Source organism: Methylocella sp., from assembly GCA_037200525.1.
Lineage (GTDB): Bacteria > Pseudomonadota > Alphaproteobacteria > Rhizobiales > Beijerinckiaceae > Methylocapsa.
Map to the genome: position 1 here is coordinate 2,621,427 of JBBCGG010000001.1, position 15,000 is coordinate 2,636,426.

Consider the following 15,000-nt stretch of genomic DNA (forward strand, 5'->3'; position numbering starts at 1 on the left):
CTTACGTCAATCCATGCGCGTTTTTGCCGTGCGCCGGCGGCAACTTGCCGATGAGCAGGTCTCGCGTCGCCGCCGTCACATCTTCCTTCCGCATCAAGCTTTCGCCGACAAGGAACGTCGATATTTTGCGCGTCTGGAGGCGCAGACAATCCTCATGCGTGAAGATGCCGCTTTCGCTGACGACTATGCGATCCGCCGGCACTTTTTCCGCCAGACGCTCGCTGACTTCGAGCGAGGTTTCAAATGTCCGCAAATTTCGATTGTTGATTCCGACAAGTCTGGTTTCCAGCTGTAGCGCCCGCGTGAGTTCAACCTCGTCATGAACCTCGACGAGAATGTCCATCGACAGATCATGCGCTGCTCGCGTCAATTGGCTGGCCTCGGCGTCGTCGACGCAAGCCATGATGATCAAGATGCAATCGGCGCCATGGGCGCGCGCTTCATAAACCTGATAAGGATCGAAAAGGAAGTCTTTGCGCAGGCACGGCAAATGGGTGGCGTTGCGCGCCGCGGCCAGATAAGCAAGATCGCCCTGGAAAGACGGCTGGTCGGTGAGCACTGAAAGGCAGGCCGCGCCGCCCTCCTCATAGGCTTTTGCGAGCGCCGGCGGATCGAAATCAGCCCGGATGAGTCCTTTCGAAGGGCTGGCTTTCTTGATTTCCGCGATCAGAGCAAGGCGCCCGGCGACGTGTTTGGCCTGTATGGCTTTGACGAAGCCGCGTGGCGGATTATGGTCATGCGCTTTGCGGGCCAAGGCCTCAAACGGCATCCGCACCTTAGCCTGGGCGATTTCGCGACGCTTATAGACCTCGATGGTCTTCAAAATGTCGGTCATGAAATCATTCCTATTGCGCCGTCTCTCGCGGCGAATCCGGCAAGCGCGATTGATCGGTTGGAAACTTTTATGAGTTTAGCGAGCGTATCCGCCGCGCGTCCCTCGTCAATGGCCGCGCTCGCCAGAGCTGCGCCCTCTTTGATGTCAGCCGCCTTCTCAGCAACAACCAGCGCTGCGGCGGCATTGAGGACAGCTATATCGCGATAGGGCGTTCTGGCGCCTTCCAATACGGCTTTGAGGGCCGCTGCATTGACTGCGGGCGCACCGCCCTTGAGATCGGCGAGCGAAGCGCGGGGCAATCCTGCGTCCTCGGGCATGATTTCGAAAGAGCGGATCGCGCCGCCTTCAAGCGCGGTGACGAGGCTCGGACCGGTCGTCGTCAGCTCATCGAGACCGTCTGCGCCGTGGACGAGCCAGACGCGCTCGGAGCCGAGCTTGCGCAGCGCCTGCGCCAAAGGCTCGAGCCAGCTCGCAGCGAAAACGCCGAGCATCTGATATTTGACGCCGGCGGGATTGGCGAGCGGGCCGAGCAGATTGAAAATGGTGCGGGCTCCGAGTTCGACGCGAACGGAGGCCACATGCCGCATCGACGCATGGTGCGCCTGTGCGTTCATGAACCCGACGCCCGCCTCAGCAATGCAGGATTCGACCTCCGCGGGCGCAAGGTCGATTTTGACCCCGAGCGCGGTGAGTACATCGCTCGCGCCCGATCGCGAGGTGCTTGCGCGGTTGCCATGCTTGGCGACCGGAACGCCGCAGGACGCGACGATCAGCGAAGCAAGGGTCGAAACATTGTAGGTCCCATGTCCATCGCCGCCGGTCCCAACGATGTCGATCGCTCCGGCCGGAGCCTTGACCCGCAGCATTTTCGCCCGCATTGCGAGGACCGCGCCGGTGATCTCCTCAATGGTCTCGCCGCGCACGCGCAAAGCCATCAGGAAGCCGCCGAGCTGGGCAGGGGTGACGTCGCCCGCGAAAATATGATCGAAAGCCGCCTGCGCCTCAATCTCGGTCAAGGAGGACCCGACGGCGAGTTTGGCGATCAGCGGTTTGAACGCATCCATGTCAAACCCCTAACCTGCGGCGCGACGAGCATTCTGGTTCCACTGCGCCGCAAGCGCGAGGAAATTCGCGAAAATTCGCAAACCATATTCCGAGGCGATGCTTTCAGGGTGAAATTGCACGCCGTGAGCTGGATAGCGCTTATGGGAAAGTCCCATAATCAGACCGTCAGTCTCCGCCGTCACCTGCAAATCCAGTGGCATTGTATCGGCCTCAACCACCAGGGAATGATAGCGCACGGCGCGGAAGGGTCCGTTGACGCCATGAAACAGCGTCTCGCCGCGATGCTCGATCAACGACGTTTTTCCATGCGCCGGAATCGGCGCGCGGATGACTTGGCCGCCATAGGCCTCGCCGAGGGCTTGATGGCCAAGGCAGACGCCGAAGATTGGAATGCTCGACCCTGCCGCCTTGATAAGATCAATACAGATGCCGGCTTCGCGCGGTCCGCAAGGCCCGGGCGAGAGCACGATTCCGTCCGGCGCCGACGCCATGACCTCGGCGACCGTCACCTTGTCGTTGCGATGCACCGTGACCTCGGCCCCAAGCGGGCCAAGGCAATGCACCAGGTTCCAGGTGAAACTGTCGTAATTATCGATGAGAGTGATGGCGGTCATGGGCGCTCGTCGTCGTCGGAACCGCTGTTTTGGGCCGCACTGGCTTCGAGGTCAAGGTTGATCGCCAAGACCGGCGCATTTGAGGGGCCGCGCAGCCGAGCGGCGTCAAGGCTTCAGCTGTCGCATTTTCTGCAAGCAAAAAGCGGGGGGGGGATATGGGGGGGTACAGGGGTCCATATTTTGTACGTCCCCCTATCACGCCCACGCTCTCGCGCCTGCTTATCTCTATCTTCGATAAGCACGCAAGCGATCGTTACAAGGTGGACGACATTCGGACTTTCAGAACGTTCTTACTGTACGAAACGTGGGAGCTTAACGAACCTAGCGGATCATTGTAAGCAGCGATCATTAGCGAACATAAGTAATGATAGCGATCTTTCATGATAATAGTAATCGTACTGATCATAGTGACCACAAGCGAACATAGCGAACGTAATGAGTTAAGCGGAGTTGTGTCGGAAGCAGAGTTGCTGGCGTAAGGACTTAGAGACGGAAGCATTATAGCGTCGCAACAAATGTCTTATACTGGCCAAAGAGGCAGCCAGATCCATTGTTATTTACGATGGTCATCTGACAAACCATCGTTACGGTAGATCATGATCGCGTAGGCGCGCAGATGCTCCGACGTAGTGCGTTGACTTTGCTGCGGTTTGTCCCTGACGGCCTGAGCGAGGCGTGCGATCACGGAAATGTGATTTGCTTATTAATACCAAATATAGGTTGCAACTGACGGGGCTATCACATAATATTAAACAAGTAAAAGCCGAGGTTAAATGCAATGCGTCAATCTCCCCGTTTGTCGATTGTCTTTCCTGAGGAGGTTCTTTCTGACCTTCGCGCTCTTGCGGCTCGCGAGTGCGTGGCGGTCGGAAGCGTTGTCCGATCCTATGTCGTTGCAGGCTTGCGCGGCGACGACGCCTTAACCGCGTCTGATCTAACACCCCTTCGCGAGTTCCAAGGGCGGCAGGCCAACAAGACTACTTCAACCCCAACCAAGCCAGAAAGTGAAATCAATGTCTGACTTTGACCTATCACCCTCTTCCGCCCCTTCCGCTCCAACGTCCTTGAGCGACATGGAAAAACTCGAGTTGTTCCGCTTCCGCGAAGCTGAGAAGCTGCGCAAGGAAGCCGAGGCGGCGGCTAGGTTTGCGGCGATCGAAGATCGACTTGCGCTTGTCGAAGCCGCCACTGCTGAGCAAGCCATAGAAGACGAGCCTGAGGCATTGGGCGACGATCCCAAAAAGGCAGCAGCCAAAGAGAAAGTCGCCGCCGTGAAGCCGGCTAGCGTCAAAGTCGTTGAAAACGCCGCTCCGACGAAGCGGAACATCAGGTGGCTGTGATGACCTTCCCGTCAAAGCCTTGGGAAAAGTCAGCGCTGGATAGACGGACGATTGCTGATGAGCACGGCGAATGCATTTGCCGTGCTGCAAAAAGGATGAGAGCAAGTGGACTTTGGACCGAGCATCAAGAGGCGCTGTGGAAAGCTTTTGTAGCGCTACGCGATGAGTATTCCGTCCTTAGCCAGCAAGGTCTTTTATGCAAAGACGTTTACAAACGCTTGGTTCCGGTCTTTCGCGAACTTGAAGAAGAGCTATTCGGGAGATCGACGATATGACGCACATCATTAAGCCCATGATTGTCGCTGCGATATTGCTGGCATCCGCTTTCCCAAGCATGGCGCAAGGCGAGCCTGGTATCGCATTTGTCGATGGTAAAGCGGTCTTATGCAAAGAAGGAACGCCGGGCTGCATAGCCGCTATATCTATATGCGTGCGCGCTCCGGGCGGAACGGACTGTGGGCGTTATTCCGACAAGCAGGTTAAGGCTTGGCGCTCGGCGCATCCTGATGATGCGAAGGCAGGCGATAAATATTTGGAAGAGCGGGGATTGCCCCAATGACACTCAGCATCAATACACAACGGCTCTTTCAGGGCTATCTCAATCTAGGGGTTCCGGCCAACGGCGCTGCGGCCCTTGCTGGCGTTCAATCTATTGAGAATGGTCCTGGCGCGTTGCCAAATCCCGGCGGGGACGCGGCGGGGGTTTTTGGTATTTCACAGTGGACGCCCAATGCTTCTAATATGGCGCGCTACAACGATGCTCTGAACGGTATCCCCCAAGTTTCAGATACCGGCTCTTTGAATGATCTCGATGCTCAGCAACAATATACGTTGAGTGAAATGCAAGCGAGCTATCCTCAGAGCTACGCCGCAATCATGAACCCAAATGCTTCGGTCGGATCAATTGCGTCCACTGTGACCACGAATTACGAAGGCCCGGCTAATCCCGGTCCAGAAATAAACCTGGCGACAAACCAGGGCAACCAAGTGTTGGCGCAATACAACGCCAATCCGACGCCAAGCCCAACAGTTTCTATAACTGACGCCAGCGGCGGCACAGCCACGGACCAAGCCGGCTCGGGCGGAAATGGCGCAAACCTCCCTTCGACCGCAGGCGCTGGAACTGGCAGCGGCTATCTTTCGTACGCTCCGCAAGATCAGCAAGCCGCACCATCCACAGCGCCAGCCGCTGGCACGATAGCGCCCGATGATACAACCACGGCCGCTGATCAATCGACGCAACAGGGCGCATCTACACTAGGCTCTCAAGCGTCCAACCCGTCTTCGATCGTCTCGGGAATATTCGAATATGTTGGAGCCACTGCGGTTAGTCAGGCAGGAAATGTTCAAGCGACCGCCACCAATCAGGCAGCTCAGTTAGCCAGCAAGACAAGTCAACAAGACACAGCGTCTCTAAATAAAACTGCAACGCAGAATGCTCAAGCAACGAATAAAACGAACACTGCTGATACAGCCTCACTGACGACGACTGCGACGAACATCGCAAGCGCTGCAATCTCAGACGTTTACAATCTCTTCGGTCGGGGCGCTGTCGCTGTTGTCGGCTTGGTGTTTATCGCCGCTGCGCTCTTTCTGTTTGCGACCCCGGAAGGGCGGCAAGTGGCAAGCGCGGCAAACAATGCTGCGAGCGGCGTCGGCCGTAGTGCAAAACGCGGTCTGCAAGCGGTAGGAGCTTAAAATGGAAATCGCTGTCTTGGCCATCGGAGTTATTCTTGTCGTCACTGCGTTGCAGAACACGACTGGACCGTTTTTCTCTCAACTGGAAAACGACCTTATCGGACAGGGCGGCTTCCTGCCTTGGGCTGGTCTTGTCGCAGTGCTCGTGATCGGCGGTAAGGTGACCGGGCTTCAAAGCGCTGCAAAGTTGCTGCTCGGCTTGCTCATTCTCGTCTATGTCGTGAAAAATCCTACGGCCTTCTCAGCGGTCGCTTCATCATTTCAAAATGTACAGCCCAATGCGCCGGCAAGTCAGGTTGCGACTGGCGCGGCCGAAACGGTCACTGGAGCCACGGCCGCTCCATCCACAGGATCTTCCGTGCCGCCATCGTCGCCGGCGACGACGCCAAAGACGGCTGGAGGCGGCGCGACGAGCCTCGGCAACATTCCCAACATCAATACCAATGGCGTCTTTGGGGCATTGGGAGGCATCCTGTGACAGACGTGATCAATCGCATTCTTGGCTCAATTCTTATTCTGGCAATCATGGCTGTGATTTTGTCGAAGAATACCCAATTCACGACGTTGCTCACGAATACATTCAAGGCGCTAACCTCGTGGATTACGGCCGTCGAGGTAGCGCCGACAACGCAAGGATCGAAGCAATGACCAATTGGGGCTTCGGAACTCTCTTCATATTGTTCGTTCTCTATGTTGCTGTGAAGGGCACGCTATCGAAATATATCGCCGATCTCGTTTATGTTCCGCCCGCAAGCCCGACCAATGCAAATGCGGCGGCTCCCGGTAGCGCAGCGGCGACCCCTCAGCAGAACGCGGCAGGATCAGGCGGCGCGACGCTCGGCGGGATTTACTCCAATCTGACAAATTTCGTCACGGGCGGCGCGGCGGGCGCTCCAGTGAACAGCGGCAACGGCACATTGAATACTAGCATTCCAACAATTGCTCAAATTCCAACAGCCATCGCGAACTCGACCCCGCTTATCGGTCCGCCCGTAGCAGGCAATCCGACTGTCGGAAGTTCGCTCACAAACATTTTCAATAACTGGCTAACGTCGCCGGCCAATTGAGGGATGAAAAACGATGGACGACGCGCCAGACGAAAAGAAATCAATTCCGCTATGGGTTTGGGCGCTAGCTGCGGTAATGCTGGTCATTCTTGCGGCGCTGATTTGGCGCAATCGCACGGCAGCCAGTGCGCCGAAAGCTGGCCGCCCAAAGCCGCGAATTAGGTCTTCAGCCAAGCGTCCTCGAGAAACTGACATTCTGAAATGGAGCAAGGGAGCATTCGTGCAATGAACTTTACCTCTCCAATCCATCCAATCCATTGGTTGCAGGTCATTCTCTCGGCCGCGCTATTGTTTATAGCAATTATTGGACTATCCCGCACATTCGGTCCATCGAGTTCGCAGGCGAAATCCTCATGATGCAATTGCTTCAGATTGACGATCGCGGAATGCTTATTCTCGCGGCGGGCGCTATCGGCTTAGCGGTGATTGCGTCTATTGCAAACTATGGGCGAGCGTCGTCGGCGGCGTCCGCGAATGCGGCGGCAGCTGCGTCGGCAAGCCTTCCCACTATCGTCAATGCGCCGGCTGGGCAGTCCGCTGCGCTGGTCGGCGGGACATCGCAAGCTCTACTCGGGATACAATTCCCCGCGTCGGGTTCGTACGCCAGCGCGAGCGGTATCGGAGTGTGGTCATGAACCCTTCGACAAATTCAACGTCGGATAAAGCTGGCGACCGCAATCAGGAGGATGTTCAGGAAAATCTCCGGGGCGAACTCCGTTTGCGCGTGGAAGAGTTGCTTGATTTCTTGGGGCCGCCTCTTCCTCGAAGGCTTGAGCTTAAGACGTGTAAACTGCTGAGCACGGGAAAGCCGATCGGCGGCAAGGTCGTTCAATCATATACTCGCGATGGCGTGAAGATATCGAAATTCTCGCATAAGTTGCCATCCGGCGAAGGCGTGATGCCATCGAACAATCTTCGGGCACATCGGCGGAACATCGCGGTAGTGAAGCGCATGGCCGCTTTCGCAAAGCCAATTGTCGAAAAATGCGACGGCCACCAGCCCGACATTAGAGAGCTGAAGTCCTTTAACACACTCCTCAGAGAAATCGAACTTAAAGAAATTGGCCGATCGCCGACGCCTTGTAAGGTAATTAAATTATTCAAAATGAAATGATCGGGCTTTCTTCAGTCTTCGGGATAAGAGATTTCGTAGTTCGGATCATCTATTGAAATGAAACGACCTTTGCTAACATCGAAGCGTCTCGCAAACGTGACGAAAAGGTTGTCCGAAACATCATCTTTGTACGTTATTGCCCCCATGAAGTAGAAGCTCATATCACGGGTATAATTTTTTGGCACCTGAACGTTGTATCTTATTAAAAGTACAGAGCCGGGTGCCCCTTCCCCTAGATACCAATGAGGCTTTTCATACGACACTGGATCGTCGCATGGGTGATTGCCAACGGTCCAAGGCCGAACCGACGGCAGGTCGGCGGCAGTCCAGTAGGCGAGGCAGATCTCATACTTAGTGACTAAACTTTGGCGGCCGACGTTAACAAAGTAGGCGTCCAAATTGAAATTTTGGCCGGGGACAAAATGCGTAGTATTGTTCTCTCGCGTACCATTGTAAATTTCGATATTTGTTAGTTTCAATTTTGCTGGGAATGTTAGTTTTAGCTGGTTGCTTGCGAGATCGGCCTGACGCCGCGTCTCTTTGAGGGTATTTTGAAGGCCTAAATAGCCAAGAAAAGAGAAAAACAACGCCCCCGAGGCGAGAATTAGACCCCAGAGAGCGATTAAGTTTTGTTTTGTCCACTTATCATTGTCTTCGATTTCCCATTTGGGATCACTGTTTACATCGTTGCCCGTTTTCGACTTATTTTCATTTACGTCATGGCGATTATAGCTAAATAGCGATGAGCGCTTGTCCCTTTTGTCCAGCGCGAAGACAATGAGGAAGAATAATACTATGAGAATAAAGACTTCGATTTCATTGTTGGTCTTTCCTGACAATACTTTTCCCCGCCTTCTTTCGCCGCCGCGCCGCGACCTTGACGCGAGTGAGTCGGGCGGGACTTATGATGCAGCCTTCAAAGCGAAATTCAATTCCGCCGTCTGACGCCAATCGCATAGTGCGCCGCGCAATAGCTGGAATGCTTAGTCTGAATTGTGGGATCCGCGCAAAATAACTGCTGGCCATCCTCAGTATCGCCGCACGGCCAGCGGCATTCTGCATATTGTAATTGCTCTAGTGTCTTAAGCGATGACACTGCATCTGCCGGTTCGGAAACCAATTGCAGCAAAGGCCCTGCGGAATAGTGGGGCGAGCGTCGGGAAAGATCTTGTTGGCGTTGTGCGAGTGAACGCGTTGCCAAAGTGCGACAAGGATAGTTTGACATAGGGAGCTTTTCCTCTCAGACTCGTGCGCGAGGCCCGACGTGCTTGCAACACATCAGGCCTCACGACTTGCCGAAAACCATCTACGAAATGGAGTTCGACCAATGGTTAGCATATCCGTCTCTCAGCCGCGAATTGCAAGCATATCTCGCGCCGACAAGGCCCGAACTGTAATCAATGCCTTTGGAGGCGTTCACAGCCAAAGCGCAACTTACACCATCCGGCAATTAATAGCTCGCGAGGGTCTCGGATTTTTCAACGAGACCGCGCTCGAAAAGATTGCTCTGGCGCTAATTCACGAACATGCTTTCATTCATCGCATCGCTCGACGCCATCGTGCGGAGGTGCGCTAATGTTCAACCCCTTCCGCGCCTTCAACCACGCTCTAAATAACATTGTGCTATTCCTCTTCGCAGGCGGCATTTGGTTGTCAACATGGCTTCATAGCGACCCCGGCCGCGAAGCAAGGTGGCAGCTCGCGCTCGGCCTCGTTATGGTTGTCATTGGCCTCGCCACATTTTTCAAAAAGCTGGCTGCGCGCCGGCGCGAAGCCGCGGCAGCATCGGGCCTACGGAGATCGCGGATGACCGCTGGCGAAAAAGCGTTCGAAGAGGGTCTAGCGTCCTACGGCAAGATCAGTGGCGAGGATGATATTCCCTACCGCAAAGGGACAAACGCACATTTTCAATTTGCACGAGGGCTCAAGGTCGCAGCAAGCCGATCGCGGATCAATGTTTAAATGACCGGGCAATATTGCTTTACACGCCATTTCACGAGGGAAGGCGGCAATACGTGAAGTTGAAAGAAAGCGCGCGTAAGTGGGTGCTGAGAGAGATGCCATACGATCGCAGCGATGCGGATCTGGTAACTTACTTGAACGGCCTCGACGTGCACAAGTTGTTTATTCTCTATCACAATTGGATAAATAGGCACGTCAGTCCACAACCGCGAGAGCTTCGCAAATCGCGAGCATTCGAGCAAAATCCGATCGTTGCCCAGCAGAAATCAGACGTCGATCAGATTATTGCCGAGATCCAGGCCGGTTGTAACCTGAGGAAATATCTAAGTCGAGATATAGAGATACCCGTTCAGGTTCCTGGGAAAAAAGGTCGCCGACGCGATCTCGACCTGATGCTCAATGACTGGGGCGTTCATCACCTGCACATTTCGACGCGTGTCGAGCCAGATGGATATGTTGAGCGAAGCGGGCCTCTTCTTTTTGCGATGTTCAAGCCGACGACCGCCTACCTGATTGACCTGATGGGCCATCACGACTGGACCCGCGATCACATCCTTGAAGTACTGGCTGCCGAATGGCCAGACGCGGGCGTCATTCATGAAGTGAAGGGAGTTCTTCGTTGTGAAAACAAAATCACGGAGGATCAGCGAGCAAGATTGCGGCGCAACCATTACAATGCGGCATTCGAGTTTGGCGGGAAGGTCTTTATGCCGATAGGCTTTATGTCGGCTGCAGGAACCACGCTAGCGGCCGCGCGTGAAACCTCTAAAATGTTGCGCACCCTTGAGATATTCGAGGAACGCTTCAAGAGCCATCCCGAACAACTCGAAGACGCGTTTAGGTCTCATGGAGTGGTTTTCCCCTATAATCCTAGCTTTGAGTTTGCAATTCGAGAAGATGGCTATGGGGTAATTGAGACCGTCACTCTAACTTGGATCAATTTGGTTGCTACATGAAACTGTGATTGCTTCGCACGGCACGCCACCCCCCCAACCTTCGACGTTCGTGAAGGCTGCGCGCGACGCGGACTTCTCTCGCGTCGAACGCGAGCACGTCGCCGGCAAAAGCCTCGTCAATCTCTGGGTCGAGCATTGCGCGATCGCCGATAAGCCCGTTAGCCTGAAACATTTCTATCGGCGACTGGCGCTTTGGAGATCTGCCGGCAAGCCTGATTTATGGTCTCGCCGGTCTGCTACGCAGCATAAAACAGCCGCCGCACCGATCTCGATCACATCCGGTTTAATGTTTCTCGATGACTCTGGCGTTGCGCTGCAAGCCCGCCAGGGGAACTTGTGCGTCCGTTTTAGGGATGGAAGCGAACGGCTGTTTTGGCCGCATGAACACGTCATCAAGACTATCATCGTCGCCGCGTCGGCGTCTGTCACGACCGACGCCATCCGATGGTTGGAAGCCGGGCGCATTGGCTTGTTGATCGCCGCAAAGTCCGGCGAAGGCTTTTCCCTCTTTTCGACCGAAGCGACGCTCAATCACGGCAAAAACCCGCTCGCCATGCGCCGCAAGCAATTCACTGCTTCGGCAATAAAGATTGCGAGATCGATCGTTGCCCTAAAAATAAAGTCCTATCGGCTTGATCCGACTGATGAACGCGAAGCGCTTATGACGCTTTCAAAGGCTTCTAATTTGGCGGACGTTATTTCCATAGAGGCGTCGACGAGTTTAATCTATTGGCGCGCACGGAGCCGAGCGAGCAGAGCAGAGGTCGGAGCCTTCGAATTGGCGTTTCGCGATAAGGTTCCCGAAAGCTGGCGGACCTTCAGGACAAGGAATAACGCGCGCAAATTAAAACCTGTCCAGGTCGTTCGGCAAACTCCACGCCAAGACAAGGTTGTTTTTTCGACGCGGAGCGCGCGCAGTCCAATGAATGCGATGCTCAATTATGCCTACGCCGTCATGCTCGCCCAAACCGTGCGAGCCATTTGCGGCCACGGCCTCGATCCGGTCTATGGGTTCTTGCATACAGACAAACGCGGTAGGGTGTCATTCGCCTATGACGTGCTGGAATTATTGCGAGCGCGCATTGACGACGTCCTGTTCGAATTCGCCCGATTAAGGAAATTCGAGCGCGCCGATTTCGCGGAATTTGAGGGTGGCATTGTGCGCCTATCGAATAGGCTAGCGAGAGAGATAGCGGCGCGCGTGCTGGCGGCTATTTCATTTCACGAGGTCGAACGCAATGTCATGACAATTGCGAAAATGTTTTGAGCCCCGTTTACGCACGCGCATTGAATTCATACATAACCAGCAACGAATCAGGTATCCTTTCTTCGTTTCAGAAGGGAAGGATTTCACATGGCCGAATATAAATATGCTCAATATTTAAAGCAGATTACCGCCGAACCGTTTGACCAGCTTCTACACCCGGCAACGTCCGCGCCGTTTTCGGGCATCTATCGCTGCGAAGCTTGCGGGCACGAGGCGACTTCAACAAGAAGTCACCCATTACCCCCGCAAAATCATCATCAGCATCCAAATCTAGCGCCTATTCGATGGCGGTTGATCGTTGCGTCAACGCACGCTTAGCCCCCCTATTTCGAGAACAGTGCAAACCAAAAATAGCAGGCGCAACGGAGTGTCAGGGTCTTCATTTTCAATTAGAAACTCGGCTCCCGGGCTGGGTTTCTTTATTTTCGATTTTCTTTTATTGGGGGTCGTTACGTGTCTTGAATTCCGAGCCGATGCAAGCTGCATAAACTGCCAATTCTAAATTCCTTCCATCAAGTCAGCCATTTCCCGCAATCCTTCAATGCCTTCGGCGCTCTCGCGGCGTTCTTCACCTTCTCCGTCTACATCGGAAAGCCATTCGGGCTTATTTGGTGCGGACAATGGAATTTGAAATTGGCCTTTGGGTATGGCGTTCGATCTCGGAATGGTTCGCACTAGCGAATAGCACCGCTCGGCGAGACGCACCTTTCCATTTTCGTCATAGGTCGTCCAATAGAGTTCCGGCGCGGTAAAATCGAGCACGCGCTTGACGCCGATCGAATGAACGTGCGACCGGCGTTTCAATTTCGCCCATCGGCCGGCGACGCGCCAGCGTCCCAGCGAGACGACCGCGGAGCCAGCCGTAATATATGTATTCTGCTCGATATCGACGCTTGGAAATGCGTTGAGATCTATAAATTCCTCAATTCGCTTCGGTTCGCCCCATGCCGTCAGCACCTTTTCAATCAAAAAGTCATGCATCGAAATGTCGGTTCCCGGCATGACGATATGTGTCTTTCGCGATCCGCGGAGCTTGGTCTTTTTTCCTTCGTCGTCGATATAGCTATAATAACCGGATTGCAGGAATATTCCGCCCTTGACGGATTTGGTTTCCCAATCGCCCAAGCTTTTGCCAATGGGCGCAAGTCCATTTAAGGGACGTGTCGAAACAATACCGTCTGTAGCGAACATGACGATGGCCTCGGGATCGAGCAATGCGGCCTCGCAGACGCGCCGGCGGCATGCGGCCGTGATCGCGGCCGCATAATAGGGGCAAACGGTGTTTGGCGGATCGAATTCGGACCCTCCAATTTTCTGTGCGAATTTGCCGTAGATCGAATTGATGCAAAGCTTAATCGCTAGTTCCGTGATGTCGTAAATCTGCGTCCGCTCATTCTCTGCCTTTATCTTTTTGCGCATTTCAAACAATTCATTCACGAAGGCGAACGGAAGGCCTTCGTGCTCGTGTCCTTTGGCATAGGTTGGCGGGTTAAATTCCCAGGCTTCGTTCACGAGAAAAAGATATTCCTGGCTTTGCAAGCCAAATGCTTCAATCCACTTCAACGCCGCAATGGCGTCATCGCGCATGACCCACGCTTTGCCTTCTGACGGAAATAAAATAGCGCCATCCGCTTTCCTATACGGTAGCGGAAAGAACGGATATGTCTGACGCCGGCCATCGAACGGTCGCATCAATTTTGGGGCACAGCCGTCATAATAACCGCGCTCCATTTTGAACGGAGGGAAACGCCACGAAACTCGGTACATATTCAGGACATTGCCGCGACAGATTTCTTCCCGATAAACGTCAATCGAACGACGTGGGTCTTTTTTATTTGTGATTAAAGATTTCCGCCGAGTCCATTTCCCGTATCGCATAGACGGCAATTCGAGCATGGCGCTTGGATAGGCCGATACAATGTCATAGCCGAACAATTCTTGATCCGGCGCATAACCCTGCTTCAGCAATTCGATCCGTCCGCCAATGAAGGCATGATGCGCCGCGTCCTGTTGGGGGGAAATATCCGTCTTCTTGATGTCGGAAAGCTCGAGGCGGCTGCTACCGTCCTTTGGATTGTTCGCCCACGTAGTTTCAGTAGAAAAATGATCCTTGCGCAATTGGCGCTTCTTGATCAATGCGCCGGCGGCCGATCCTGCGCCCATCCAATCCTTAAGGCGAATATCCATTTTATCGAAACCGTCGCGAAGGACAGTCAGCGCCTTAGACAGATAAATCAATTCAAGTTCGCAGTAGTTCTGCACTCGGTCGAAATCCACTGTCTTGAACTCATGACGCCGCGCCTTATTCGTTTCGATAATTTCATAATCTTGCTGCGTGGCGTAGCCAGGTTTGACCAGACTTTTAACGACGTCAGCAAAACGCGAGGAATAGAAACCAAAGGCATCATGAATTGTAATTGAGGTTATATAATCGGGCACTCGGTCGCCTTTGGCGCTTACCTTGAAAGGTCTTTCGGGATCGCGCAGCCGACCGAGCGTGAATGACTTTCCCTTGATATATTTAATTCCGAACGGTCCGTAGAAAGTATGCGTCCGCACCTTTCGACCCTTCTGGCCGTTCTCATTAGGGAACGTCTCTTGTTTTAGAATTTCCCATGCTGTCTCTCTAGGGAGACCGAGTAGAATTTGCGTCATGTCATAGCCGAAAGAAAACATGACGAAATTAACGTCACCAAAGATCTTGGGCAGCTCTAACAACCACTCAAGAATTTCACGGGACGACAAAGCGCGCTTGCTGGAGTCGCCGAGCCAGCAGGCCTGCAACTCCTTTCCCTTCAAACCATTTCCGGCCGCAATTTCGTCGGGTCTTAATTTACGCTCGATATCGCGCGCCCAACCTTTAGCACCCCAAAGAAACGTTCGGTGTTTGGGATAACTGACTTCGTTTTGCTCAATGTCAGCGCCAGAATAATCCATGCCTTCAGCGTCGATCGCGACGAAGGGGCGATGATAGGATTTATCCCATTTGCGTTCCTTTTGGGCTTGAACTTTAGCGGGATTTTGTACACGCCATGCTTGAACGCGGGCGCGCTCGGGTTCGCGACGCGTTTCGCGAAATCTC

At 54.1% G+C, this 15,000-nt stretch carries 15 protein-coding genes; 10 read left to right on the plus strand and 5 right to left on the minus strand.

Translation table 11 applies throughout. The features are described 5' to 3' along the window. Position 1: 1 nt before the first annotated feature. From trpC to WDN46_12905, 3 genes are read right to left on the minus strand one after another with little or no spacing between them, the layout of a single operon-like run. The gene (gene trpC / locus WDN46_12895) at positions 2–835 is read right to left on the minus strand and encodes an indole-3-glycerol phosphate synthase TrpC (GenBank protein MEJ0094290.1); all 834 of its coding nucleotides are present in this window, start codon (positions 833–835) and stop codon (positions 2–4) included. Continuing rightward, positions 832–1,899 carry an anthranilate phosphoribosyltransferase gene (gene trpD / locus WDN46_12900; protein MEJ0094291.1) on the minus strand — a complete coding sequence of 356 codons (1,068 nt, stop codon included), beginning with the start codon at positions 1,897–1,899 and terminating at the stop codon, positions 832–834. Before trpD ends, trpC begins: the two co-directional genes overlap by 4 nt. Before the next feature lie 9 nt (positions 1,900–1,908). Beyond that, the gene (locus tag WDN46_12905; protein MEJ0094292.1) at positions 1,909–2,514 is read right to left on the minus strand and encodes an aminodeoxychorismate/anthranilate synthase component II; all 606 of its coding nucleotides are present in this window, start codon (positions 2,512–2,514) and stop codon (positions 1,909–1,911) included. A 1,073-nt stretch (positions 2,515–3,587) separates the two neighbouring features. On the opposite strand from WDN46_12905, the gene WDN46_12910 reads away from it, so the two are divergent. From WDN46_12910 to WDN46_12940, 7 genes are all read left to right on the plus strand, one after another. Then, on the plus strand, positions 3,588–3,854 hold the full coding sequence (locus WDN46_12910) for a hypothetical protein (protein ID MEJ0094293.1): 267 nt from the start codon (positions 3,588–3,590) through the stop codon (positions 3,852–3,854). Continuing rightward, positions 3,845–4,129 carry a hypothetical protein gene (locus tag WDN46_12915; protein ID MEJ0094294.1) on the plus strand — a complete coding sequence of 95 codons (285 nt, stop codon included), beginning with the start codon at positions 3,845–3,847 and terminating at the stop codon, positions 4,127–4,129. Before WDN46_12910 ends, WDN46_12915 begins: the two co-directional genes overlap by 10 nt. A 280-nt stretch (positions 4,130–4,409) precedes the next feature. Beyond that, positions 4,410–5,552, plus strand: coding sequence for a phage tail tip lysozyme (locus WDN46_12920; GenBank protein ID MEJ0094295.1), 1,143 nt, complete (start codon positions 4,410–4,412; stop codon positions 5,550–5,552). 1 nt (position 5,553) lies between these two features. Continuing rightward, positions 5,554–6,030 carry a hypothetical protein gene (locus WDN46_12925; protein MEJ0094296.1) on the plus strand — a complete coding sequence of 159 codons (477 nt, stop codon included), beginning with the start codon at positions 5,554–5,556 and terminating at the stop codon, positions 6,028–6,030. Then, positions 6,027–6,200 (plus strand): hypothetical protein, encoded by a 174-nt coding sequence (locus WDN46_12930; GenBank protein MEJ0094297.1) that lies wholly within the window; start codon positions 6,027–6,029, stop codon positions 6,198–6,200. Before WDN46_12925 ends, WDN46_12930 begins: the two co-directional genes overlap by 4 nt. Then, complete coding sequence (locus tag WDN46_12935; protein MEJ0094298.1) at positions 6,197–6,619, plus strand: hypothetical protein; 423 nt, start codon at positions 6,197–6,199, stop codon at positions 6,617–6,619. The genes WDN46_12930 and WDN46_12935 overlap by 4 nt, the downstream gene beginning before the upstream one ends. Before the next feature lie 631 nt (positions 6,620–7,250). Beyond that, complete coding sequence (locus WDN46_12940; protein ID MEJ0094299.1) at positions 7,251–7,733, plus strand: hypothetical protein; 483 nt, start codon at positions 7,251–7,253, stop codon at positions 7,731–7,733. Positions 7,734–7,744: 11 nt separating this feature from the next. Here WDN46_12940 and WDN46_12945 read toward each other — a convergent pair whose 3' ends face one another. Then, a complete protein-coding gene (locus WDN46_12945; GenBank protein MEJ0094300.1) occupies positions 7,745–8,572 on the minus strand; it encodes a hypothetical protein in 828 nt (275 codons plus the stop codon). A gap of 967 nt (positions 8,573–9,539) precedes the next feature. Between WDN46_12945 and WDN46_12950 the strand changes: the two genes are divergently transcribed. From WDN46_12950 to cas1, 3 genes are read left to right on the plus strand one after another with little or no spacing between them, the layout of a single operon-like run. Then, entirely contained in the window at positions 9,540–9,695 is a 156-nt protein-coding gene (locus WDN46_12950; GenBank protein ID MEJ0094301.1) for a hypothetical protein, read from the plus strand. A 53-nt stretch (positions 9,696–9,748) separates the two neighbouring features. Next, entirely contained in the window at positions 9,749–10,651 is a 903-nt protein-coding gene (locus WDN46_12955) for a hypothetical protein (GenBank protein MEJ0094302.1), read from the plus strand. Beyond that, positions 10,641–11,918 carry a CRISPR-associated endonuclease Cas1 gene (gene cas1, locus WDN46_12960; GenBank protein MEJ0094303.1) on the plus strand — a complete coding sequence of 426 codons (1,278 nt, stop codon included), beginning with the start codon at positions 10,641–10,643 and terminating at the stop codon, positions 11,916–11,918. Before WDN46_12955 ends, cas1 begins: the two co-directional genes overlap by 11 nt. A gap of 498 nt (positions 11,919–12,416) precedes the next feature. On the opposite strand, the gene WDN46_12965 is transcribed toward cas1, so the two are convergent. After that, the gene (locus tag WDN46_12965; GenBank protein MEJ0094304.1) at positions 12,417–14,855 is read right to left on the minus strand and encodes a DNA polymerase; all 2,439 of its coding nucleotides are present in this window, start codon (positions 14,853–14,855) and stop codon (positions 12,417–12,419) included. Between the last annotated feature and the right edge of the window lie 145 nt (positions 14,856–15,000).